Annotated in this window: 25 protein-coding genes; 16 read left to right on the top strand and 9 right to left on the bottom strand. The window is 33.4% G+C overall.

The genetic code is table 11. The features are described 5' to 3' along the window. The first annotated feature begins 403 nt into the window (after positions 1–403). The gene (locus ABWU50_RS06815; protein ID WP_253307227.1) at positions 404–1,222 is read left to right on the top strand and encodes a transporter associated domain-containing protein; all 819 of its coding nucleotides are present in this window, start codon (positions 404–406) and stop codon (positions 1,220–1,222) included. A gap of 71 nt (positions 1,223–1,293) precedes the next feature. Here the strand turns inward: ABWU50_RS06815 and ABWU50_RS06810 are convergent, their stop codons facing one another. Together ABWU50_RS06810 and ABWU50_RS06805 are read right to left on the bottom strand one after the other, a co-directional pair. Next, the gene (locus ABWU50_RS06810; protein WP_406722571.1) at positions 1,294–1,530 is read right to left on the bottom strand and encodes a hypothetical protein; all 237 of its coding nucleotides are present in this window, start codon (positions 1,528–1,530) and stop codon (positions 1,294–1,296) included. Between the two features lie 122 nt (positions 1,531–1,652). Beyond that, a complete protein-coding gene (locus ABWU50_RS06805) occupies positions 1,653–1,946 on the bottom strand; it encodes a hypothetical protein (protein WP_353275868.1) in 294 nt (97 codons plus the stop codon). 133 nt (positions 1,947–2,079) lie between these two features. On the opposite strand from ABWU50_RS06805, the gene purM reads away from it, so the two are divergent. Beyond that, positions 2,080–3,117, top strand: coding sequence for a phosphoribosylformylglycinamidine cyclo-ligase (gene purM, locus ABWU50_RS06800; RefSeq protein ID WP_353275866.1), 1,038 nt, complete (start codon positions 2,080–2,082; stop codon positions 3,115–3,117). Here the strand turns inward: purM and purC are convergent. Further along, positions 3,114–3,836, bottom strand: coding sequence for a phosphoribosylaminoimidazolesuccinocarboxamide synthase (purC, locus tag ABWU50_RS06795; protein WP_353275865.1), 723 nt, complete (start codon positions 3,834–3,836; stop codon positions 3,114–3,116). The genes purM and purC overlap by 4 nt on opposite strands. A 74-nt stretch (positions 3,837–3,910) precedes the next feature. Here purC and trmD point away from each other — a divergent pair, with 74 nt between their 5' ends. From trmD to ABWU50_RS06730, 13 genes are all read left to right on the top strand, one after another. Beyond that, positions 3,911–4,621 carry a tRNA (guanosine(37)-N1)-methyltransferase TrmD gene (trmD, locus tag ABWU50_RS06790; protein WP_264328690.1) on the top strand — a complete coding sequence of 237 codons (711 nt, stop codon included), beginning with the start codon at positions 3,911–3,913 and terminating at the stop codon, positions 4,619–4,621. Continuing rightward, positions 4,605–4,982 (top strand): 50S ribosomal protein L19, encoded by a 378-nt coding sequence (gene rplS, locus ABWU50_RS06785; protein WP_253307222.1) that lies wholly within the window; start codon positions 4,605–4,607, stop codon positions 4,980–4,982. The genes trmD and rplS overlap by 17 nt, the downstream gene beginning before the upstream one ends. A gap of 249 nt (positions 4,983–5,231) precedes the next feature. Further along, positions 5,232–6,482, top strand: a complete 1,251-nt coding sequence (locus ABWU50_RS06780; protein WP_353275864.1) for a PstA family ABC transporter permease — start codon at positions 5,232–5,234, stop codon at positions 6,480–6,482. 6 nt (positions 6,483–6,488) lie between these two features. Continuing rightward, the gene (locus ABWU50_RS06775; RefSeq protein WP_353275863.1) at positions 6,489–7,286 is read left to right on the top strand and encodes a phosphoribosylformylglycinamidine synthase subunit PurQ; all 798 of its coding nucleotides are present in this window, start codon (positions 6,489–6,491) and stop codon (positions 7,284–7,286) included. Positions 7,287–7,305: 19 nt separating this feature from the next. Beyond that, positions 7,306–7,794 carry a GNAT family N-acetyltransferase gene (locus ABWU50_RS06770; RefSeq protein WP_353275862.1) on the top strand — a complete coding sequence of 163 codons (489 nt, stop codon included), beginning with the start codon at positions 7,306–7,308 and terminating at the stop codon, positions 7,792–7,794. Between the two features lie 235 nt (positions 7,795–8,029). After that, a complete protein-coding gene (locus ABWU50_RS06765) occupies positions 8,030–8,218 on the top strand; it encodes a hypothetical protein (RefSeq protein WP_253307219.1) in 189 nt (62 codons plus the stop codon). Continuing rightward, positions 8,212–8,529 (top strand): recombinase family protein, encoded by a 318-nt coding sequence (locus ABWU50_RS06760; RefSeq protein ID WP_264328686.1) that lies wholly within the window; start codon positions 8,212–8,214, stop codon positions 8,527–8,529. Before ABWU50_RS06765 ends, ABWU50_RS06760 begins: the two co-directional genes overlap by 7 nt. 31 nt (positions 8,530–8,560) lie before the next feature. Beyond that, a complete protein-coding gene (locus ABWU50_RS06755; RefSeq protein ID WP_353275861.1) occupies positions 8,561–9,049 on the top strand; it encodes a recombinase family protein in 489 nt (162 codons plus the stop codon). Between the two features lie 89 nt (positions 9,050–9,138). After that, entirely contained in the window at positions 9,139–9,426 is a 288-nt protein-coding gene (locus tag ABWU50_RS06750; RefSeq protein WP_353275860.1) for a zinc ribbon domain-containing protein, read from the top strand. Beyond that, positions 9,419–9,835 carry a hypothetical protein gene (locus ABWU50_RS06745; RefSeq protein ID WP_353275859.1) on the top strand — a complete coding sequence of 139 codons (417 nt, stop codon included), beginning with the start codon at positions 9,419–9,421 and terminating at the stop codon, positions 9,833–9,835. The genes ABWU50_RS06750 and ABWU50_RS06745 overlap by 8 nt, the downstream gene beginning before the upstream one ends. A gap of 248 nt (positions 9,836–10,083) precedes the next feature. Next, the gene (gene recR, locus ABWU50_RS06740; RefSeq protein WP_353276402.1) at positions 10,084–10,671 is read left to right on the top strand and encodes a recombination mediator RecR; all 588 of its coding nucleotides are present in this window, start codon (positions 10,084–10,086) and stop codon (positions 10,669–10,671) included. 163 nt (positions 10,672–10,834) lie between these two features. Further along, positions 10,835–11,857, top strand: coding sequence for a hypothetical protein (locus ABWU50_RS06735; protein ID WP_353275857.1), 1,023 nt, complete (start codon positions 10,835–10,837; stop codon positions 11,855–11,857). A 55-nt stretch (positions 11,858–11,912) separates the two neighbouring features. Continuing rightward, positions 11,913–13,133, top strand: a complete 1,221-nt coding sequence (locus ABWU50_RS06730) for a P-loop NTPase fold protein (RefSeq protein WP_353275856.1) — start codon at positions 11,913–11,915, stop codon at positions 13,131–13,133. A 45-nt stretch (positions 13,134–13,178) separates the two neighbouring features. On the opposite strand, the gene ABWU50_RS06725 is transcribed toward ABWU50_RS06730, so the two are convergent. The 3 genes from ABWU50_RS06725 to ABWU50_RS06715 all read right to left on the bottom strand — a co-directional run bounded on the left by ABWU50_RS06725 (position 13,179) and on the right by ABWU50_RS06715 (position 15,516). Next, positions 13,179–13,895, bottom strand: coding sequence for a hypothetical protein (locus tag ABWU50_RS06725; protein ID WP_253307212.1), 717 nt, complete (start codon positions 13,893–13,895; stop codon positions 13,179–13,181). Between the two features lie 79 nt (positions 13,896–13,974). Beyond that, complete coding sequence (locus ABWU50_RS06720; RefSeq protein WP_353276397.1) at positions 13,975–15,294, bottom strand: pyruvate dehydrogenase complex dihydrolipoamide acetyltransferase; 1,320 nt, start codon at positions 15,292–15,294, stop codon at positions 13,975–13,977. A gap of 57 nt (positions 15,295–15,351) precedes the next feature. After that, positions 15,352–15,516: a hypothetical protein gene (locus tag ABWU50_RS06715; RefSeq protein ID WP_264328715.1), complete on the bottom strand. Its 165-nt coding sequence runs from the start codon at positions 15,514–15,516 to the stop codon at positions 15,352–15,354. On the opposite strand from ABWU50_RS06715, the gene ABWU50_RS06710 reads away from it, so the two are divergent. After that, complete coding sequence (locus tag ABWU50_RS06710; protein WP_253307211.1) at positions 15,515–15,856, top strand: SH3 domain-containing protein; 342 nt, start codon at positions 15,515–15,517, stop codon at positions 15,854–15,856. The genes ABWU50_RS06715 and ABWU50_RS06710 overlap by 2 nt on opposite strands. Here ABWU50_RS06710 and ABWU50_RS06705 read toward each other — a convergent pair. From ABWU50_RS06705 to ABWU50_RS06695, 3 genes are all read right to left on the bottom strand, one after another. After that, complete coding sequence (locus ABWU50_RS06705; protein ID WP_353275854.1) at positions 15,853–16,356, bottom strand: hypothetical protein; 504 nt, start codon at positions 16,354–16,356, stop codon at positions 15,853–15,855. The genes ABWU50_RS06710 and ABWU50_RS06705 overlap by 4 nt on opposite strands. A 111-nt stretch (positions 16,357–16,467) precedes the next feature. After that, positions 16,468–19,407, bottom strand: a complete 2,940-nt coding sequence (locus ABWU50_RS06700; protein ID WP_353275853.1) for a hypothetical protein — start codon at positions 19,405–19,407, stop codon at positions 16,468–16,470. Continuing rightward, complete coding sequence (locus ABWU50_RS06695) at positions 19,388–21,742, bottom strand: type VI secretion protein (RefSeq protein ID WP_353275852.1); 2,355 nt, start codon at positions 21,740–21,742, stop codon at positions 19,388–19,390. The genes ABWU50_RS06700 and ABWU50_RS06695 overlap by 20 nt, the downstream gene beginning before the upstream one ends. Between the last annotated feature and the right edge of the window lie 12 nt (positions 21,743–21,754).

Below are 21,754 nucleotides of genomic sequence, written 5' to 3'. Positions count from 1 at the left end.
ATCTATTTTATCTATTCTTCTATATACTAAAGTATAGTAGTAATAATAGTTCTATCAACAACTTGTTACTAACTTAAAATTCAGTAAAAATTGGCGTTGTTTAATTTGTGGATAAATATGTTAACAACTTCTATATGCTATTGATTTTCTGTTATGATTTATGTGTATAAGTAAGATGTTCAGAGTGTTAGTAATTTTCTTTTATGGAAAACATTTTACCATCATGCATTGTTACATAACTATGTATATGTCGTTGAAAAAATTGTTGATCAATTGTTGGTATTTTATATCAACAAATAATTCACAAATTAATTTGACATTATTCACATGCTTATTAAACATTTAATAACAGTTTTCTTGATAAATCTGATCTGAAAACGTTTTTGCCATTACAGGGAATAAATTGAGTAAAAAAGGAACCTTAGTAGAAAAAATAGCATATAGAATTTTTCTCTTCCTTTTCAAAAAAGCTTCTGTGTTGAAAAAGTGTGCGACTGAAGCATTAATGAAAGATCTGCCAGACCTTAATATATTTAATGGTCTATTAAAATTCCGCGATTGTGGTATAATGGATATAATGACTCCACGTACAGAGATATGCGCAGTAGACATTGAGTCAAGCGAGCGTGAAATAATAAAGAAGATAAAAAACACTTGCCACACTAAAATACCAATTTATAGAAATAACTTTGATAACGTAATAGGCTTTTTTTATGTAAAAGATGTTATTTTTAATAGGGATAAAAATTTTAATCTGAGAAATATTATACAAAGCGTAATATTTGTTCCGCCCTCGATGAAGACAACTAATCTTTTTGTTAGGATGAAATCTTCTAAATCATACTTAGCTATTGTATTGGATGAATATGGTGGAACTGATGGTTTAATTTCAATGACCGATCTTATAGAGGAGCTAATACCAAACATTGATAGTGAGAACGAAATAAATTCAGAATATACCATTACTGAATTGTCTCAAAATAAGTTTGAAGTGTCAGCAAGGGTTCTTATAAAGGATATAGAAGAGGATCTAAAAATAGAATTACGTGACCCTGAAGAAGACTATGTTACACTTGGTGGTTTGATTCTTTCGATTGCTGGTAAAGTGCCTTCTGTAGATGAAGTCATTAAATATAAAAATGGTATGAAGTTTATCATCAAAGATGCAAATGAGCGCTACATTAATAAAATAGTACTAGACTTAAGTGATTACAAAAATTAGATTTGGTACCCCTTGTCGGGGAATGTCTTGCCTTGAAACGAAGAAAAAGTTGTAATAACCAAATATGCAACTCAAGGTATAGTTAAACCTATCTCCAGCAAATTATTTTCGCAAGTACAATGCATTTCAGTTTTATAGTACTCTAATAATAAAGAGGTCATATAGATATTAATATCTTTTGTATTTAAATTAGTGTCATTTTTTTTGATTAATTTGTCTACTAATGATTTGCTTATTGGTTTGTGTTCATTTAGAATTTTTATAGTTAATAGCATTTTATCTTCTGTTTGACTCAGTAAAACAGACACTAGTTCAACTTCCGCCACTGCGCTGGCTATAGTTAGCACCATATTAGAAATTATCTTATTTATCTTTTCAATTAAATCTTCCTTATTTTTTGCAGAGTATGCGTCTATTTTCCACGTAAGCTTTACTTTTTTTTTAATAAATAATTTTCGATATTAGATTTGGTCTGATCAAAACTGTAATTATCTGCTGAAGAAGAATATGCCTGCTTCATAACTTTATATTTATATATTAAATCATCGGAGCTTTCTTTAAGAAACGACAACGCTTCCTTCTGCGCATCAGCATCGTTCTTATCTATTACTTCAAGCTCTTCTAAGCCAAACATTATTCCATTCATAGAGTTAGCAAAGTCATGAAGCAGCAGTCCTGATAGCAGCTCCGTTATTAACAGTATGTTTTTGATGTTTTTGTTCATTGGATAATTATAAATGATTTAAGTTACCCTATATTGGTAAACATATAATAGTCAATTAAGAGAAAGTTTCGTTGCACTTTTTATATCAAGGCATTAATATAGTATTAACAATTTTAAAATTTATAGAAGGATTATGAATACTTATATCAGATCAGGAATAGATCTTGAACTATATAATAAGTTAATAAAAGAAGTCAAGCCTATTGCTCAAGAAACTACTAGAGAAGAAGTAATCAGCGAAATAGGTTCATTTTCTGCGTTGTTTGATTTTGCTGCACTAAGTAAGAAATATGACCATCCAGTACTTGTTTCCTCAACTGATGGAGTAGGTACGAAACTATTGATAGCTCAAGAAGTGAATAGGCATGATACTATAGGTATAGATTTAGTTGCAATGTGTGTAAATGACTTACTTGCACAAGGAGCAACGCCTTTATTTTTCCTTGATTACTTTGCAACAGGCGTTTTGAGCAAGGACGTTTTATTATCTGTGGTCCAAGGCATTGCAAAGGGGTGCAAGCAAGCTAAAATAGCATTGGTTGGTGGGGAAACTGCAGAAATGCCTGGAATGTATGATAATAATCACTATGACCTTGCAGGGTTTGTGGTTGGTGTAGTTGATCGAAAGCAAATTCTTCCAAACTGTAGCATGATGAAAGTAGGTGATTATATAGTTGGCTTAGAGTCAAGTGGAATTCACTCAAATGGGTTTTCTTTGGTGCGCCATATTTTCAAAGGCTTAGGTATAAATTATAACGACTCATCTCCATGGAATAATCAGCTTTGGAAAGAAGTGTTGCTCGAACCAACAAAAATATATGTTGATTCTTTGTTGCCTATTATGCCAAAGGTAAAAGGCATTGCACATATAACAGGTGGTGGCTTGATAGATAATATTCCGCGGATTCTTCCAAAAAACTTATTTGCAAACATAGACATTAATTCCTGGAAATGGCTAGATATATTTTTATGGCTAACAAAGGAGGGTAAAATAGAGAAGAAAGAAATGCTAAAAACATTTAATTGTGGTATTGGCATGGTATTGATCGTAAGTCCTGAGAATATGCAAAACGTGAAAAATCATTTCCAAAAACGTGGAGAAAAAATTGAAATTATTGGAAAACTTGATGAGGCATGTAACCCTCCACTTGATAGAGTAGTATTTAGTTAGTCTAACTTTACTGACAGTCTTTTTGCAACTTCTAGGTACGCTTCCTTTAAATCTCCTAAATTCAAACGAAAGACGTCTTTATCTAGCTTTTTATAAGTATTTTTATCCCATAACCTACAGTTATCAGGGCTGATTTCATCGGCTAAAATGATTTTAGTACTGTCATTTATTAATCTGCCAAATTCTAACTTGAGATCAACTAAATATATACTTGCATTTGAAAATAGGTGGACTAAGATTTCGTTGATTTTTAAAGTTGTAGTTTTAACTTCATCCATTTCTTTGCTAGATAGCCAATCAAAATACAGTATGTGATTTTCATTCACCATTGGGTCGGCTAGGTCATCATTTTTGTAAAAAAACTCGATTATAGGAGATGTAAGTGCCTCACCTTCTTTGATATTAAAACGTTTGCAAAAGCTGCCAGCTGCAACATTTCTAACTACCACCTCAAGAGGTATTATCTTGAGCTTTTTGACTAGCTGTTCTCTTTCGTTTAGAGTTTTTATAAAGTGCGTGCTAGTTCCTGCTTCTTCAAGCTTTTCCATGATAAAGGCACTAACATGATTATTAATTATTCCTTTGCCCTCAATAATTTCATATTTTTTCTTATTGAATGCTGTAACATCATCTTTAAAGTGCTGTATAACAGTTGATGAGTCTTCAGTTTCAATAATGGCTTTCGCTTTACCTTCGTATGTTGTTTTATTCAGTGACATGCTTAATTTAACTATATATTATATCAATTTACTGTTCTTAGAGTATAGCTCCAAATAACTTAAAATAAACCTTAATGGCATTCAATGTTACAATATTAACCATATTTCCAGAAATGTTCCCCGGGTTTTTGAACTATTCTCTTGCCGGAAAAGCGTTAGAAAAAAAAATATGGAACCTTGAAGTAATAAATATTCGTTCTTTTGCGAAAGATAAACATTCAACTGTGGATGATGTTCCATATGGAGGTGGAGCAGGAATGGTTATGCGTTCTGATGTAGTTGGTGATGCAGTAGATAGTATGCTCTCTGTTCATAAAAACACTAAGTTTATTTACATGACTCCATCTGGAACTAAGTTTAATCAGAATATTGCCAGAGAATTATTAGAGTTTCCTCATATAACAATATTGTGTGGTCGATTTGAAGGTATTGACCAAAGGATAATTGATGCGTATACTCCTTATGAATTAAGTATCGGAGATTATATACTTTCAGGAGGTGAGCCAGCTGCGATGGTGGTTCTCGATGCATGCATTAGACTTCTTCCAGGTGTAGTAAATAATTCCGATAGTATTATTGAAGAAAGTTTTAGTTATGATGGTGGTATGCTTGAATATCCTCAATATACTAGACCTGAGCAGTGGAAGGGATATAAAGTACCTGAGGTTTTGTTATCTGGCAATCACAAAAAAATAAGTGATTGGAGGCAGAAGCAGTCTCATGTTATAACAAAAAAGCGTAGGCCTGAATTATTGAATGGAGAGATAAATGACAAATTTACTTAAAAAATTTAACGAACAGCAAATGCAAGTGTTAGCTAAAGAAATACCAGAATTTCGTCCTGGTGATGATTTGAAGGTCACTTTTAAAGTAGTTGACGGTGCAAGTGAACGTATACAGATATTTGGAGGTGTATGTATATCAAAAAGGAACCGCGGGTTACATTCTTCTTTTGCAGTCAGAAAAGTGAGCCATGGAGAAAGTATAGTGTCTCAATTTTTTGTTTATTCTCCTGCACTGGTTTCAGTGCAAGTGACAAGAAAAGGAAAGGTTCGTAGAGCAAAACTGTATTATCTATGCAAACTATTTGGAAAAGCTGCAAGGATCAAAGAGCGTACTACTTATGTTAAAAAGAAATCTAAGTAGATACAATAGGGAGTGATGTCAATTGTGTCATCCCAGCACTTCCCCAGTGTCATCCAAGTAGCTGATACTGGGATCTACCTTATTCTATATCATGGATGTTATTTTTAGCATGGAGTCTGTTACCAATTGCCTGATTTGTAAATATTTTTATAACTGGATTCCAGTGTCAAGCACTGGAATGACATCAACGTTTATTAAACTGGACGTTTGTACAGCTGTGGGCTTGACGATAGGATCCAGGAAAAATAAATGAGTATAAAGAAAAAATTCCTTAAATTACTTCAGTCAAGGCGTGTACATGCTCGTATAAAAAGGAAAAATAAAAAGAACAGAGCGTTACGCTTTTGCTCTTTCATGGCACTAGTTATCTCACTTGGCTGTCCTGTGTGTATATTGTTGAGTATATTAGTTAACTCTTACAGTGCCTTAACAGTAACGAAAATTTTATTGCCAATTGAAATAAGTGCTGATCTTACTTTAACAAATAATCCTAGTGATTTGCGGTATAAGTCCATTGGCTTACTCAACGATTCTTTACGTAAGGTGTTTAAAGGAACTGATTTTAAAGACAGTGACGAAATTTTAAGTCGTAATTCTTACAAAGAACTAGAGAAATTTTTTCGTAAGAAAGTAAAAGATAGTGGTGAATATGAGATCTGGTTTACCGCGTCAAGTATAATTAATTCAATAAATAAAGATAAACATTTAAATGATCGTTATGCTAAATTACTTGATTGGCTAAAAGAAAAGAGGAGAGTGAAAAAATTTTTTAATAAGTCTTTATTCCTTAAATCTGACTCTCGTGAACCTGAGAATGCAGGGATTTTAGGGGCATTTATCGGTTCATTAATGACAATTATAGTGTGCCTAGCATTAGCATTACCAATAGGAATTATGTCGGGCATCTGTCTTTACGAATTTATGCCTAAAAATAGGCTAATGACTAATATTGTAGAAATTAGCATGAATAATCTTGCTGCAGTGCCTTCAATAATATTTGGTGTAGTGGGCTTAACTCTCTATCTTGGCATATTTGGGCTACCACGCTCTTCACCACTTGTTGGTGGAATGACTCTTTCATTTATGATGTTACCTAATATTATAATTGCAACAAAAAATGCCTTTGCGAATGTTCCTATTACGATAAAAGATGCAGCGTTTGCGCTCGGTGCGCCTCACATCAAGGTGATATTAGATCACTCTTTACCGATTGCGTTACCAAGAATAATACATGGTACTGTGCTTGCAATTGCAAGGATTTTAGGTGAATCTTCCCCTTTACTTATGATAGGTATGGTAGCATTTATTGCTGATACACCTACGTCCTTTTTCGATCCGGCGACTGTTCTGCCTGTACAAATATACATATGGTCAAGTAGTCCTGAAATTGCATTTATTGAACTTGCTGCTATTGCAATTATAGCTTTATTATTGGTGTTATTTGCGTTAAATTTAGTAGCAAATTTTGTAAAAAAGAAATTCGAATTTTTTAATTTTTAGCAATTCATGAAAATCACAGTCCTATCTGGTTATGGCTTAAATTGCGAAAAAGAAACCGCATTTGCATTTATGGAATGCAGCAGAAAACTTGGTATTAGTAATATTGAAGTAAAAATCGTTCACATTAATGATATCATAGATAATCCAAGTGAACTGAAATTAAGCAATATACTTACAATTCCAGGAGGTTTTTCCTATGGTGATGACACTGGTGCTGGTAATGCGTTTGCTTTACGTATTAAAAACAACTTGTTGGATGAGTTTCAAGAGTTTTTATCTCAGGACAAGCTGATTATAGGAATATGTAATGGTTGTCAGATATTAGTAAAATTAATTCCAGAGTTCTCTAGTCTAGCTTTAATCCATAATGATATAGGCAATTATCAATGCCGTTGGATTAGAGTGGGAGTTAATCCGCAGAGTAATTCTGTTTGGCTACGGGGCCTGAGTGAACTATATCTCCCTATTGCTCATGGGGAAGGCAAATTTTTTATGGATCAAGATATTTTGAACCAATTGATTGAGAGCAATTCCACCGCATTACGTTACATTGATGAAAATGGCAACTATGCTAACCTACAATTTCCTTACAATCCGAACGGATCTACATACGACCTAGCAGCTTTATCAGATAAAAGTGGAAGAGTGCTAGCTTTAATGCCCCATCCAGAGAGGGGAATATTTTTTACTCAGCAAGATAATTGGCCTCTTGAAAAAGAAAAGAGCAAGCGTTTAGGTATTGCTGTGCCAAAATATGGTGATGGAATGCTTATATTTGAAAATGCACTAAAGTATTTTTGTTAAAATTTATTGGTAGGGGTTTATGGTCGAAATTGAACAAATATCTCCTGATATTGCAGAAGATTTATGCTGCAAGATTACAGCTGATTTATCAGAGTATTTTGGTTTGCCAGAGTGTAATGAGCATTATGCTGTGGGTGTTCGTTCTTGCAAAAATTTAGCTGCAAAAATTGATGGAAACTATATCGGACTTCTCAGTTTAGATTTTCCCTATCCTAATAACAGCAATATCTATTGGATGGCTGTCTTTCGTAATTACCAACGCCAAGGAGTAGGGTATAAGTTAGTCGAAGCAGCATGTAGTTTGGTAAATACTGCCAGAAAAATGACTGTTGAAACCCTGAGCCCAAATGCATCAGATGAAAATTACCTAAAAACTTACAAATTTTATGAGTCTTGTGGATTTGAACCATTATTCAATTTAAAACCCCAAGGTTACAAGTGGAACATGGTTTACATGATGAAAAATCTCAACCAAATTCATCAGAACAGACCAGAAAAATATAGCTAAAGTGGCTTAGGTTTACCTACAATTTGAAAAACAACAAATTCGTCATTCCGCTACTCGTTAGCGGAATCTATGCTGAGATACCGCGGCGGTATGACGTAGGGACTCCGCCAACAATATTGGAAGAAATCTGAAACTTGAGAAAACTATTTCCCGAAAGCTTCTACAAAAAGAACAGAGAGTTGAATTTATTTATAGAGCTAGTGATCAAATAACCATATGTCTCGATGAATAACATATGGGAGAGCTAATGGGCAACAAGAAATTAATAGTTTGTATTCGTTGTAGTTATGAAGTGAATAGATTAGCAGAGTTGTATCTATTAGATGCATATGAAAAATTAGTGTTAAGTAAACCAATAAAAGTGAGCAAAAAGGAAGAAAACTCTGAATGTAAGAAAGTAGATTTGAGGAGGGTTAAATGGTAACAGTTAGATTATATGCAAGAGTTTCTTCAGGGAGACAAGCACAAGAAGGTACAATAGCAAGTCAAATTGCTGCTATAGAGAATCAAATTAGTATGGACGGACATAAATTATTAAATGAATATAAATTTATTGATAATGGTTCTAATATAATCCGTCCTGGTTTAGAAAAATTACGTGATAAAATAGCAGAAGGTAGCATTGATAAGGTTTATATTCATTCTCCTGATCGTTTATCTCGCAAGTATGCATATCAGATGGTATTACTTGAAGAGTTCAAGAAACTAGGAGTAGAAGTCATTTTTTTAAATTAGCGATAATCCAGAATCTCAATTACTATTACAAATGCAAGGTATGATAGCAGAATATGAACGTGCAAAAATCATGGAAGGAAGCTGCCGAGGAAAGATTTATGCAGCCAATAAGGGTTATATAAGTGTAATGAGAGCTGCTCCTTATGGCTATCATTATATAAATAAAAATACAGAGACAGGACAAGCCTTATTTGAAATTTATGAAGAAGAAGCTGAAGTTGTGCGTAAAGTATTTTTTTTGGTAGGAAGAGAAAGAGCGAGTATAGGAGAAGTATGTCGTGGGCTAAGTGCTATGTCCGTTATGACGCGAACAGGAAAAGAATATTGGGATAGGGCTGTAGTTTTGAGTATGTTAAAAAACTCTGCTTATAGAGAACAAGCAGCTTTTGGTAAAACAAGGTTAGGCGTAAAATTAAAACATATAAGACCAAAAAAAACTCCTGCGAGCAACCAAAAGATAATTATTCTACTTATCCTGTTCCAAAAGAGGATTGGATTTATATTAAAGTACCTAGTATAGTAAACGAAGATTTATTTGATATAGTTCAAGAACAATTAGCAGAGAATAGAAAAATAGCAAGAACAAGACAAAGAGGAGCAAGATATTTATTGCAAGGTTTAGTAGTATGTAAGCTTTGTAATTATGCATATTATGGTACTAGCACTGCAAGGAATAAGGAGGGAAAAAAACTAATAATCAGGTGTATTATCGTTGTATTGGCACGCCGTTTTGGTGGTAATAAAATGTGTAACAACAAATTAATTCGTACAGATACATTAGACATAGCTATGTGGGAAGAAGTAAAGCATCTATTAAAAAATCCGAATAGAATATTAGAGGAGTATAAACGAAGACTTTCAGAACTTACCACTAGATCAAAAAAGCGCTTTGCTTGAAGCACAAGAAGATAAATTAAAACGTGGTATTGCAAGGTTAATTGATAGTTATGTTCAAGAATATATTGATCAAGAAGAATTTGAGCCAAGAATTAAAGCAATGAAACAAAACTTAAAAATGGTTGAAGAACAAAAGAAAAAAACATTTGATCAGAAAAAACTCACACAAGAGTTCACTCTAATAGTAACAAATTTAGAGGGGTTTTCCTCTAGTATTAACTCAAGTCTTGATAATGCGGACTGGCTAACTAAACGTGATATTATTAAAACGTTAGTTAAGCGAATTGAGATTAATTTTGAGGATGTGAACATCGTGTTTAGAGTGAAAGAGCTTCCAGACTCTTCTCATGGGGAGAAAAATCAATACTTGCAATGTTGTTGTAGGGGTAGTCATCCCGCTACTTGTTAGCGGGATCTAGAGATACTGCGGCGGTATGACGTGTTGCTTGGGTCAGCTATACCTTTTTTCTACTTAGTTTGGGTTATGCAAGAAGTCTATTATAATCAGGCTTTAAGTTTGCGGAAGTAATTTTTTGCATTAGAGTAAAAAATTTTTTCTATAGCTAATCAAAGTGGGATCAAGAGAAACTTACCACTTTCTTTACAAAGGGTTTGATGTTACCATTTGATGAACTATTCTGAATTTATTGAATGAACATTAACATAAAGAATCTAGTTCATGCTTTTTCTAAATTGCCAAGTTTAGGACCATCATCATCACGCAGGTTGGTTATACATTTACTCCAAAACAAAGAGAAAGTTATGCTACCACTTGTATCTTTGATTAAAGAGCTAGCAGATCTTATAGTAGAATGTGAGATTTGCGGAAATCTAGATACTAAATCACCTTGTTCTATTTGTACTAACCCAAAACGTGACACTAAGTTACTGTGTGTAGTAGAAGAATTGGGTGATCTATGGGCGTTTGAAAAAGGAAATATATATTCAGGTTTATACCATGTTTTGGGGGGCAGATTGTCTGCAATAAACGGCATAGGTCCAAAAGAACTTAACCTTGATACTATTCTGGAAAGAGTGACAAAATCTAAAATTGAAGAGATAATTACCGCAATTAATCCGACATTAGAGGGCCAAGTTACTGCACAATATATAATTGAATTGCTAAAAAATTTGGATGTGAAAATATCACGTCTTGCTTGCGGCATACCAATGGGCGGAGAAATTGACTACCTAGATGAAGGAACGCTGAGGATAGCACTTACTTCAAGACAGGATATTAAATAATTATCACAGTCATTCCATTTCTTTTTAGCAAGCTATAAGTTTCTTACCATACTACCACTACTTATAAAACACTAAATTTTAGTGACATACTTCAGCCTAAAAACTTGCTTTACTAATTGAAAATATTGTACACTTAAAACATAGTGTTTTAAAATGAGGAGTTATGTTAACTTTTGTATTAGATGGAGTACGTAATACTTATAATTGGTTAATCAAAAAATTAAGATCAACCGCTCTTGATTTCATTGCGTTATTTAACAAAGAATACGCAGATAGTAAACGAATTGGATACATATTAAAGGATATAAAGATTGACTTAGGACTACAAGTGCCTAATTTAGAAGTGAAAAAATTAAAAGAGTTTGATTTTAAATCAAATGATCTACTTTTAACAAAAAGCGATATTAATTTTCACAATACAGATTTATTAAAGGATATTATTATTAAACCTGATTTCAGCAAAATAATAAGAGAATTAAATCAAGACGAATATGCTCGATATGAGGATATTATTATTAAACCTTATTTCAATTTCAGCGAAATAACAAGAAAATTAAATCTAGACGAATACGAATATGCTCGATATAAGGATATTATTATTAAACCTAATTTCAGCAAAATAATAAGAAAATTAAATCAAGACGAATATGCTCGATATATTGATAACCTAAGCTTTATATTTCCATTAATGCTGGTGTATAAAAACTTTGTGCATAGTGACTGGGTATCTGATAAGTATGGTAATTCTGCACTAATAGAATTAATAAAAACTTGTGATAGTAGGAAAATCATGGAGGAAAAAATAGACTTATGGAAGGAAAAAGGAAAGTTAACAATAGATATCAGTTTGGATGCAGGAAGCTTAGCTTATATAAACGGGATGTTTCCTTTAATACAAAAAGCTATTAAAAACAGGAGTTTTATAATTCAAAACTATTCTGGACTCTATGAAAGTGGAATTGAGCAACTAGTAACTGAATTCAAAGATTGTAAAAGTTTAAAGGAAACACAGGAAGTAATAGACGATCTTACACAAAATTACGTGCAATACATGGAAAGATGCATAGAAGAAAAAACAGGAATAAAAACTATCACATATGATCCATATGGTATGCTTGATCCTGTAAGTAGCTTGAAAAACATTTCTATTAATGTGTTAGAAAAACATGGATTACTAAGTAAATGATTGTCTGGACTCTTAACTTATAAAATACTATAGTAAAATATAGCGTAAGGGTCTTATGTGCTTAAAAAAACTTATATCGCTAATAACATTCAAAAAGAAAAAAATAGTGCCACAACTTCAAGTGGCGGCTTGGGAAAATGACCGCCTAAACTATAAGAAATTTTCAGGTAAATTCAACACTATAATTAAAACAATTGATAAGTCTTTTACAATAATATCTTTAGAAGGATATGATGGATGGGGCAAGACGTTTTTTTTGAAAGAATCGGTAAAAGAGCTAAAGCAACAAAATGAAATTGCAGCTTATTATAGCGCATGGGATATCAATGCACTGGATCAACCGCTTCCTTCTTTTTTAAATTTCCTATTTGAAGATTTATTTGTATCGTATAAAGTAAAAAGAAGCGTTATACAACAGTTCAAGAACATAAACCAAGAACTATTTTCTCTAAACACACTAGGAAAGCTGATCAGTAAATCTCCACTTGCTATGCTTTCCGTATTGCTTGACGCTACAAAAGAGGCTGATAGGAAAGATATTGGTTCTGTACTGAGAGAGTTGAATACTCTTCAAAGAAGAGAAGAAAACATTAAGGATTTTAAAACACAATTGGCAAAAGTAGTTAATAGAATTAGAAAAGACAAAAACATTTATATAATGGTGGATAATCTTGATGTGTGCCGCCCTAAATTCGTTGTCGATTTTTTGGAATCTATAAAGTATATGCTTGATGTGGAGGGGCTGGTTTTCATTATTTCTGTAAGTAAAGATAAGAGCAATGTGCATAAAGCCATTAGCACGATACTTGGACCAAATTTTGACCTAAAATCTTTTACTGATCTCTCTTTACATTTACCGAAGCAACCGATAGAAAAATTTACAAAAGAACTATTTGAAAATATTAAATTACCGAAAAAGTCAAAAAATTTGATTGTAGATAGTTTTATATTTTATGCAGAAAGCCTTTTACTATCGTTAAAAACAATAGAATACTGCGTAAAAAAAATAAAGCTGTGTCTTCTGAATTACACAAGAGAAGAATTACCTGCTCCAAATTTGTTTTCGTTTTTGGTAATACTGCAATCAGTAAATACCGATTTGTATGAGGAGTTAGATTCCTCATGTCAAAGAGCATTGGAAAAAATTGAAAATGAATATAAATCTTTAATTCTAAATGGTCAAGAGGAATGGGAAAAACTTAAAACCTCTCTAGAAGCTGCTTTTGCAGAGAAGGAATCAAAAATTAACAAAGCTATAAAGGATATAATATTTTGAAAAGATACCCTACCTTTGCATATACAAAGATAGGGTAATATTTGATTAACGCCCCTTTACTATGTTATTACCTTGTTCAAACTTTCTGATTAATTCGCTTACGTTGACATTAGATAATTTTTTACCTGCAGATTTGTCATTATGTGAAGCATCAGGTTTACGAAGGTCTTCCTTACTGTTACTCCTAGTAATATTACATCTGACAATGTTTGAATTATTAGACTTATCGCTTATATCTGAAATATTGCTTTTTTCACTACATGAAGACGAATTACTCGACATATTGTCTAAGCTAAAGCGCTTTTTACCTTGATAGATTGGATTCCAATCAAGTGGATTGTAAGCTTTAGCTTTTTTATCAAGAGTACTGCTACTAACATCACTGATACCACTATCCCCTGAATCACGGCGTTGTTTGTTAGAAGTGCTATGAATATTGTCTTTCATGAGTTTTTGCATTGTTGGGCCAAATGTTCTTCCAAGATTGCTACTTACTGTTTTATTACTATCATTTGCTTGGGAATGAGATGCATTTCGCTCAAAAATCGCTTTTATTCCAGCAAATTTAGCTTGGGAAGATTTCGGAGGAACAGGTGGAGCAACTTTCTTAAGCTTTACTATTTTTTCTAACTCATTCTGCGACGATAACTTGGTCTCTGGTGCTCTTGGTGGTACCGGTGGGGCAACCATGCCTTTTGAGTTAATCTTTCCTTCATTTTTAGGAAAAATTTTTGGATTATTTTTTTCTACTGTAGTATTCATTTTTTTACCTCTAAGCCTATTAACTAGTAGAATTATAAACTTAGAGGTATTAATTTTGTAATAACGATGCTAATAGGTTTCAAATAAGCATCGCCAGAGGACTCTCTATATAATGCTTAAAGGCATTTAAAAATTTTGCTCCTAATGCTCCATCAACTGCTCTATGGTCAACAGAAAGTGTTACTGTCATTATTTCTGCTATCTCTATTTTCTCATTCATAACAATTGGTTGTTTTTTGGATGCACCAACTGCCATAATGCAAGATTGCGGCGGATTGATTATAGCACTGAAGGCTTTTATACCAAACATTCCTAAATTGGAAATAGTAAACCCACCTCCTTGAAATTCTTCTGGCCTTAATTTTCCAGATCTTGCTCTGCTTACTAAATCTTTCACTTCTTTTGATATAGATAAAATACCCTTTTTATCAGCATTTTTTACTATAGGAGTAATTAGCCCATCTTCAAGTGCCACAGCGATTGAAATGTCTACATTCGAGTATTTAAGTATTTTATTATCTATCCACGAAGAATTTATATCAGGAAATTTTTTCATGCTGAAAGCTGCAGCTTTTATGATTAGGTCATTAATTGTTACTTTGTTATTTTCATCTGCTGAGCTAATCTCGTTTTTTAACGATATTAACTTATCAACCTGGCAGTCTACAGTTAAATAAAAATGTGGAACATTCTGTTTGGATTCAGTTAAGCGCTGTGCTATCACTTGGCGCATATTGCTTACTTCAACCATGGTATCTTCCTCGGGCCTTTCACGACTTTCAATGCGTGTACCACTACCTAAAGACTCCAACACATCAGCCTTAATTATGCGACCATATGGTCCTGTACCTTTTAATTGCTGCACATTAACCCCTTCATTTTGAGCTATTTTCTTAGCTAATGGGCTTATTTTTATTCTACCTTCTACATAACCCTCTGTCATCCCAGTGCTTGACACTGGGATCCATGCTTCTTTTCTTCTGGATTCCAGCGTCACGCGCTGGAATGACACCGAAGAATGACTTGTTGGCTTTCCGTTTAAATCTTGGTGTTCTGATTTTTGATTATCAACAGCACTTTTTGTCACTTCCTTTTTAACTGCACTATTGATGGAAGTTGAAGTATAGTTGTTAAGTGCACTTTCATCTTCTCCTTCTTCCAGCATTAAAGCTATTGGTTGATTTACAGGCACGCCACTTGTTCCTTCTGTTACTAAAATTTTTGCTAAAACTCCTTCATCTACAGATTCAAACTCCATTATGGCTTTATCAGTCTCTATCTCAGCAATTACGTTGCCTACTTCAACTTTGTCTTGTTCTTTTTTATGCCACTTGACAATTTTTCCTCCAGTTTTGCTCATTGTCGGTGAAAGAGCAGGCATTAATATTTCTATAGGCATTGATTTTGCATTTAAAGATCTATTCAATTTTTAATTTACTCTTTATCTTATGTCAATCTAATCGTGAATTATGATGAATAAGTCTGTTACACTATCCCTCACGTCATCCCAGTGCGTGACACTGGGATCTTGGTTCAGTACTATTATCCTATTGTTTTTATTATTTAGCCATAGCTTGTTTGCTAATAACTTTGTTTCAACCAAATCAAATAAAATCAACATGAGAACGGGGCCAGGGTTTCACTATCCTGTAAAATGGATATACACTTGCAAAAATCTGCCCCTGAAAGTGATAGAAGAGTTTGAGAGTTGGAAAAAGGTCTGCGATATAGATGAAGACTGCGGATGGATAAAAGGCAATCTGCTTAGTGATAAGCACCACGCAATGATAAAAGAAGATACTTATGGATATCAAAAACAGAGTGTAGACAGCAAGATTACTATGAAAATAGACAAGTTTGTTGTAATGAAAATAGAAAAATGCAACGAAGAATGGTGCTTTCTTTCCACCCCAAAACGTAAAGCATGGGTACAAAAAAAACATATATATGGGGTTGATTAGGTTGATAAAGGATCTGGATTAACACTAGTTTCCGGACCTTCTGTAGCAGGTGAAGCAGAGGATGCACTGACTTCTTCATGCTCTGGAGAATTACTCTCCTGTACAGGGCTATTACATTGTCCACAGAAACTCCTTAACATCTCCTCAGCAGATGAATCTAAAATTTGTACAATAGACTTTCCACTTTGTTCTCTTAGCGATTGATCCATTCTAGAAATCAACTCAGAAAACTCACTACCTGATTTTTCAGCTTCACTTTTTATTTTGCTTTCTATGCTTGCAATATTACCTTGATCAATTTCTTCTTTTGTTATGTTGAATGAATTTGCAACATCTTGATATCCAATCTTGCAATTTCCACAACCAATTATGCAAAAAGCAATAGAATTAGATATTTCATTTGCAGCCCACTTATGTATAGTGGTAGCCAAATAATTGTCATGGTATTTAATGCTAAATTGTTGTTCTATTAGCTCAGAAATTTTATTCTTTAGAGACATAAAGCACCCTCCTACATTCGTTATACCTTTTTGTTAAGATACACCATTTACTACATGCTTTACTTTAATTAATTATTAAAACGAGAGCATAATTTTCAGAGTTATATCTTTTTACCTTAACAATTCTTTTTTGAGTTCCTCTTCAATCATCTTAGTTAAACTCGTGTCAAACTCACTCCTCGAAAAATCCCTAACCTCCCCGGGATCATATTGATTTCCTATTTTTTTTTCAATAGCATCCTTTATTATGTTTTTGTCAAATCCCTTTATAATAGGCGTTACCTTCACCTGCCCTGTAGAACCTTTACCATAAATTCCTTTGCTTTTATCAATGCAACCACCTGCACCAGGTTTACTGCTTCTAAAACCCTTGCTACACTTTACTGTTTCATACTTGATTTCACCATTTTCTATATATGTTATTTTATTATCTTCAGTAACCCGCAATCCTGTTTTTTTGTTTTCTTTTTTTAATTTTACACTATCATCAATTATTGTTTCCATATAACTCTTATAACTCTTATAATCATTATAATTATTTCCATGCGGATACATTTTATAGATACCTCCACCTCCCATAGTGATTAAATCCTTGCACTCTTTTTTGCCTACACTACACTTTCTTACAAAAATAGGCCCCCCATCCTTATCTGTGTATCTAGATTCTTGGTTACCTCCTCCCTCCGAAACTTTAACCTCAATGATAGGATAATCAGGATCAATGTCCAATTCAGCTTTAATATAATCTCCTGGCATTCCTGCTCTAGTTTCAGTGGAACAGGCATCCTTATTGGCGTGCATATCCATATACTGTTTGCAGCCACTGGGTGTATTTTCTATGTGACCGGCTTCACCACTTCCCCACACTTCTATTTCAACATGGCTAGATGTTATTTGTGAGCCATCCACATCATGATTTCCATTTCCAAAATCATGGGACTTTTCGCTCTTTTTTTCCGGTTGTTTCTCGATTATCTCTTTTAACTTCTCTGTGAGACCTTCTAAATCGAACCTACACAATTTATCAGCGTAAAAGACCTCTGTTCTATCTGCTTTAATCAGTTGATCTTTTAATTGTGTACACTTTTGTACTTCATTTTTTTCATCTCTTAATACTTTACCATCCTTATCTTTACAATCCACTTCCTCATACCTTAAGTAAAATTGCTTATCATTTTCATTTTTATTCAAATATTGTTTTGAACGGCTGCATTTTCCATCAGAGCAGATGCAACCATCATCACCTTGATTACATTTTTCTCTATGCTCTACATCTATCAACTTATATACTACTTTGACTTTGTTATTTATAAATTTTTCACCTATGTCTTTATCGTAATCCACGCAGTAACTGCATTTCCCCTTTTCCTGTTTATTGTCGTCAGGGAAGAAAACATACCCTTGCTTATTAAATATTATTTTATCCAACTGATCTTGAAGTCTTTTTATTTTTAAGAGGTCGACTGTTTCCCTTTCCTTGCTTGGAAGATAATAGAACTGATTTGATTCCTTTGAGTAAACAGCATTGTATTGAATATATTTTGTTCCCATTAATTTTAGTGGTATTATTTTATTTTCTCTTTCAAGAACAAACTCCTCTGGTTCTGGCTTCCATCCAGAAAGACAAAGCATTCTACTGTTAGAATTTTCTTGATTTTTTACTCTCATATATCCCACTTCTATTTTTGGTTGTCCCATATTATCTAATTCTAACTTAGTGAGTTCACATTGATTATGTTCCCTAGGATTTGTTAGACTGCAAGAATCACCATTAGGAAGCTCAATCCCAATATTGGGAACGCAACCATATTGTTCTAAAATTGTAAATCGAGAACTATTTTTAAATATATTTTCTATAATATCGTTAATATTACTTTTATTGTCACTAGTACTAGTTGTTCTTTCAACTATTCTCGGTTTTACTACTTTTAAAGATAGGGGGCCAATATTTAAAGGATGGTTGGTAACATTAAAAGTACAGGAACCATTACTGTAGGTTCCACGTGCTTCATAAGTACAAGTGCTCTCGCTCATCTTCATTCTTATCTTTAACGTGTTACTCTGTTTTCCAGGCGTGTTACTTTTTACTATCTCTACTACTTCAGGCTCTGGAGTAGGTGGTGCCGGGAAACAGCGGACGAACTGTGGATTTTTTTCATCTATACTTTGAGTTCCAAGGTATTCAGCGCAGAGCTTATCTTTTTCTCTATAAGTTTTGAAGTAGTACGTGATGCCATCTTTGTCTAAAATAGAGCGCCACTCAGCTTTATCTTCTCCATACCCTTTAGGGAAATCTAATTTTTCTCCAATCTCTCCGTCTCCTCCTTTCAGATCACCAATGATTACCTTAACTTTAGGGTTAAAGTAATCATTGTCTTCATCTGTTATAGGAACAATTCTAACTTGTGGAGGCGACATCGCAAGTTGCTCACAGAACGGAGGGGGGCCAGGTGCAAGTGGCACAGGGGCACATTTTACTTTTTTCTGATAGCAAGTATCACAGGTATTTGCCATATATCCAGGGCGAAAAATATTTGCTCCTTCACCTGTTTTAGTAAAAAATGAGAAAAAATCCCCCATGCAGGCTGCTTTTTGTCTGCAAGCACATATCTTAGGGGAATTAGCAAATTTCCTTTTTTCTTCATCAGTAACATTATCTACCCACTCCCACTCGAGACCTTTCGCAATCCCTTCCTTAAATTTTCCATCATTTAACACTGTATCTCCTTCCCAGTCGATAAAAACTGCTGCAGAAACACCCCCACCTGTACTTTGTGTTCCATATATTTGGCGGCAAAACTTTCCAGTTTCTAAGTCATAGCAATAACTTTTTCCATCATAAGCACATACTCTAATTTTAGGATTAAAATAGCCATCAACTCCTTGATCTTTTATTGCTTGTACTTTAATTTCTTTTACCCAATCTCCGCTAACTATTGCTTCGAACCAAGTATTACTCTTTACAAGAGGCGGACAATCAGCATATCCTTGATACGAAAGACCAAGTATCAAAAAGAACATCAATAAGAAATTAAGCTTTACACTTCTCATAAAACACCGGTAACCACTCATTAACTTCTTCTCCTTTTTCCTTTATTGCCTCGTACATATACTTTATAGTCTCTTTGTTAGCTGAAAGTACGTGTATTTCCTGCATATTCTTCAAATCTAAATTTAAAGTTACTAACCCTTTGTACTGTTTTATCAAAAATAAACCTTCCTGTGTTGGCGTCTGCAGAATTATATTCAGCTCCTCTTTTGATAAAGAAAATGCCTTCATGTATAATCTATTTGCATTGATGTTCGGCATCAAGATTCTTGTATCAACATGCTTGTCTAAATATTGAGTAAATTTGCTAGCAAATGCGAGGTTTAAGTTTTCAGTACTTAGGATTACTACAACATTTAGTTCCGTCATTCTTTGCATCCAGTTATCAAACTCTTTCTCTGTAGGAAAGATATTACTTATCTCCCATGCTTCATCCAAAACAAGTATTGCAGGCGAGCCATCACATTTTGCCTCAAAAGAATATAAAAAATAGTAAAGTATCACGGACATACATTCTTTTTGTTTTGTGAGGTTTGCGGTGTTGAGAGATATAATTTTTGTTTCCCAGTCAATATCTGATTCATTACCATCTTGAAATAAGTAAGCAAACTCACCACCGTCACACCATCTACTTATTTTACCCCCGAGGAGCAAAAGCACCTCAGAAATTTGCGCAATAGAACGTGACTCCTTGGGTATAGCAAATATAGAATCCACAATTTTTCTTATCTTTTCTTCTACGTCCACCAAGCTCGTATCGGCTACCATTCTTTTGATCAGTTCAACCAACATATTGCGATTGGAAGCACTATCTTCAATGTTTAGTGGATTAAATTTTAGGCTTTTGTCCTTATACTTCGGATCGATTATATAATATTTACCACTCACTGCTTTAGTAAAAATTATCGACTTTCCAGTGTTATCCAATATGACAATTCTTGGGTTAAACTTTCTTGATTCTGATAATAGGAAATTAATGAGTGAAGTTCTGCCTGAATTTGGAGCTCCAAGTATCGTAGTATGGCCATTATTTCTTTTTCCATAGAAATTAAAGAAGTAAGGATTTCCTTCTTTTGAGAAAAAAACTGTTACCGCTTCTTTCCACCTTCCTCCTTTTAATGTACCTGACGTAAAATCATGCAGCATAGCAAAACTGCAAGCATATTTTGCTAATATATTTTTCGGTTGTGTAATAAAGGTAAAATTGCCAGGAAGTTGTGCCCAAAAATGACTTTCCATATGTAGATCAGTTCTAAATATCATGAAGCCAATTAATGACATTATAGAAGATAAATCACTAATATTTTCGGCTAACTTATTCCTATCGTCTGCAAATATTGTAAAAATAATTTTCTGTTGGCAGAAGTCTAGACTAGAGGTCTTTTCAAGCTCTATTATTTCTTCAATTCCTGAGCTTTTAAGTAAGGTATTATCCTCACTAATTTGCAGCATGTTAATTTGTTTATTAAATTCTTTTATTGCCTTACTATTACTAGTAAATATCATTATTTCTGTAATGATAAATTCAGATTCAAGCTGCAAGCACCTATCTATATTGCCTAAGGAGATTTCTCGGTATTCCTTTATGCTGAAAACAGAGCCAAATTTCTGTTGATTTTCAAAGATTGTCTGAAACGTATTGAAACCAAAAGCTATTTTAAAATTTCTAATATATTGCGACAGGTCCCTTTCATGTATTGGATAATCTTTGTGCGTTAATGTAACAATATAGTGGAGAAATTCTATCATTTCAGAATATATTTTACCTTCACTAAATCTTAGACCCAGTTTTTTAGCTCCAAAAGGTCCTAAATCATCGTGAATTAAGTCAGTTATCTTTTGCAACTCCTGTTGGCTTTCTTGTAAAGACAGCTTATGCTTATTCTTTATTCTATTAAAAAAAAATAAATTATTAGTATGCTTACCAAAATCGCTAAACAATATTACAATATATAATTCATTTATATACTGTAATTTACTATCAGTGAGTTTATCAAACCGCGCTGAATGTAGCTTATCAGAGAAGTCTTCAGTTTTATTCCATTTTAAGCTCAATTTATTGCGCTTTCGGACAGTATGAATCCAAACGGTAAAATATAGGCTATTAATATTTTTTGATATGCTTTTTCTAATTTCAGTTCTAAGGTCGCTGTAATTATCAACAGAAGAATAATCTTCTAACTTGATTATTTTTAATAACTCTCCCTGTTTTGTTAGTATAGTTTCTTCATTGTAATGACAAGCATAAGGAATGAAATCTAAATCAATGCTCTCTAGTAATGCTAAGTTGTTCTTTTTTTCAAACTTAGAGTTAATTGCTTGTACTTTTAGCTGCATATGCGTATTCAA

This window comes from Wolbachia endosymbiont (group A) of Pipizella viduata, from assembly GCF_964028555.1.
In the GTDB taxonomy this organism is placed as follows: domain Bacteria; phylum Pseudomonadota; class Alphaproteobacteria; order Rickettsiales; family Anaplasmataceae; genus Wolbachia.
The sequence above is the reverse complement of the archived record's forward strand: the minus strand, read 5'-3'. Positions and strand labels throughout refer to the sequence as shown.

Coding starts and splice junctions, on each gene's coding strand:
- ABWU50_RS06735 (WP_353275857.1), top strand. CDS start 10,835: ATGTTAACTTTTGTATTAGATGGAGTACGTAATACTTATAATTGGTTA.
- rplS (WP_253307222.1), top strand. CDS start 4,605: ATGACAAATTTACTTAAAAAATTTAACGAACAGCAAATGCAAGTGTTA.
- ABWU50_RS06715 (WP_264328715.1), bottom strand. CDS start 15,516: ATGTTGATTTTATTTGATTTGGTTGAAACAAAGTTATTAGCAAACAAG.
- ABWU50_RS06695 (WP_353275852.1), bottom strand. CDS start 21,742: ATGCAGCTAAAAGTACAAGCAATTAACTCTAAGTTTGAAAAAAAGAAC.
- ABWU50_RS06770 (WP_353275862.1), top strand. CDS start 7,306: ATGGTCGAAATTGAACAAATATCTCCTGATATTGCAGAAGATTTATGC.
- ABWU50_RS06760 (WP_264328686.1), top strand. CDS start 8,212: ATGGTAACAGTTAGATTATATGCAAGAGTTTCTTCAGGGAGACAAGCA.
- ABWU50_RS06705 (WP_353275854.1), bottom strand. CDS start 16,356: ATGTCTCTAAAGAATAAAATTTCTGAGCTAATAGAACAACAATTTAGC.
- ABWU50_RS06765 (WP_253307219.1), top strand. CDS start 8,030: ATGGGAGAGCTAATGGGCAACAAGAAATTAATAGTTTGTATTCGTTGT.
- trmD (WP_264328690.1), top strand. CDS start 3,911: ATGGCATTCAATGTTACAATATTAACCATATTTCCAGAAATGTTCCCC.
- ABWU50_RS06805 (WP_353275868.1), bottom strand. CDS start 1,946: ATGAACAAAAACATCAAAAACATACTGTTAATAACGGAGCTGCTATCA.
- purC (WP_353275865.1), bottom strand. CDS start 3,836: ATGTCACTGAATAAAACAACATACGAAGGTAAAGCGAAAGCCATTATT.
- ABWU50_RS06730 (WP_353275856.1), top strand. CDS start 11,913: ATGTGCTTAAAAAAACTTATATCGCTAATAACATTCAAAAAGAAAAAA.
- purM (WP_353275866.1), top strand. CDS start 2,080: ATGAATACTTATATCAGATCAGGAATAGATCTTGAACTATATAATAAG.
- ABWU50_RS06710 (WP_253307211.1), top strand. CDS start 15,515: ATGAGAACGGGGCCAGGGTTTCACTATCCTGTAAAATGGATATACACT.
- ABWU50_RS06725 (WP_253307212.1), bottom strand. CDS start 13,895: ATGAATACTACAGTAGAAAAAAATAATCCAAAAATTTTTCCTAAAAAT.
- ABWU50_RS06780 (WP_353275864.1), top strand. CDS start 5,232: ATGAGTATAAAGAAAAAATTCCTTAAATTACTTCAGTCAAGGCGTGTA.
- ABWU50_RS06775 (WP_353275863.1), top strand. CDS start 6,489: ATGAAAATCACAGTCCTATCTGGTTATGGCTTAAATTGCGAAAAAGAA.
- ABWU50_RS06720 (WP_353276397.1), bottom strand. CDS start 15,294: ATGCCTATAGAAATATTAATGCCTGCTCTTTCACCGACAATGAGCAAA.
- ABWU50_RS06700 (WP_353275853.1), bottom strand. CDS start 19,407: ATGAGAAGTGTAAAGCTTAATTTCTTATTGATGTTCTTTTTGATACTT.
- ABWU50_RS06755 (WP_353275861.1), top strand. CDS start 8,561: ATGCAAGGTATGATAGCAGAATATGAACGTGCAAAAATCATGGAAGGA.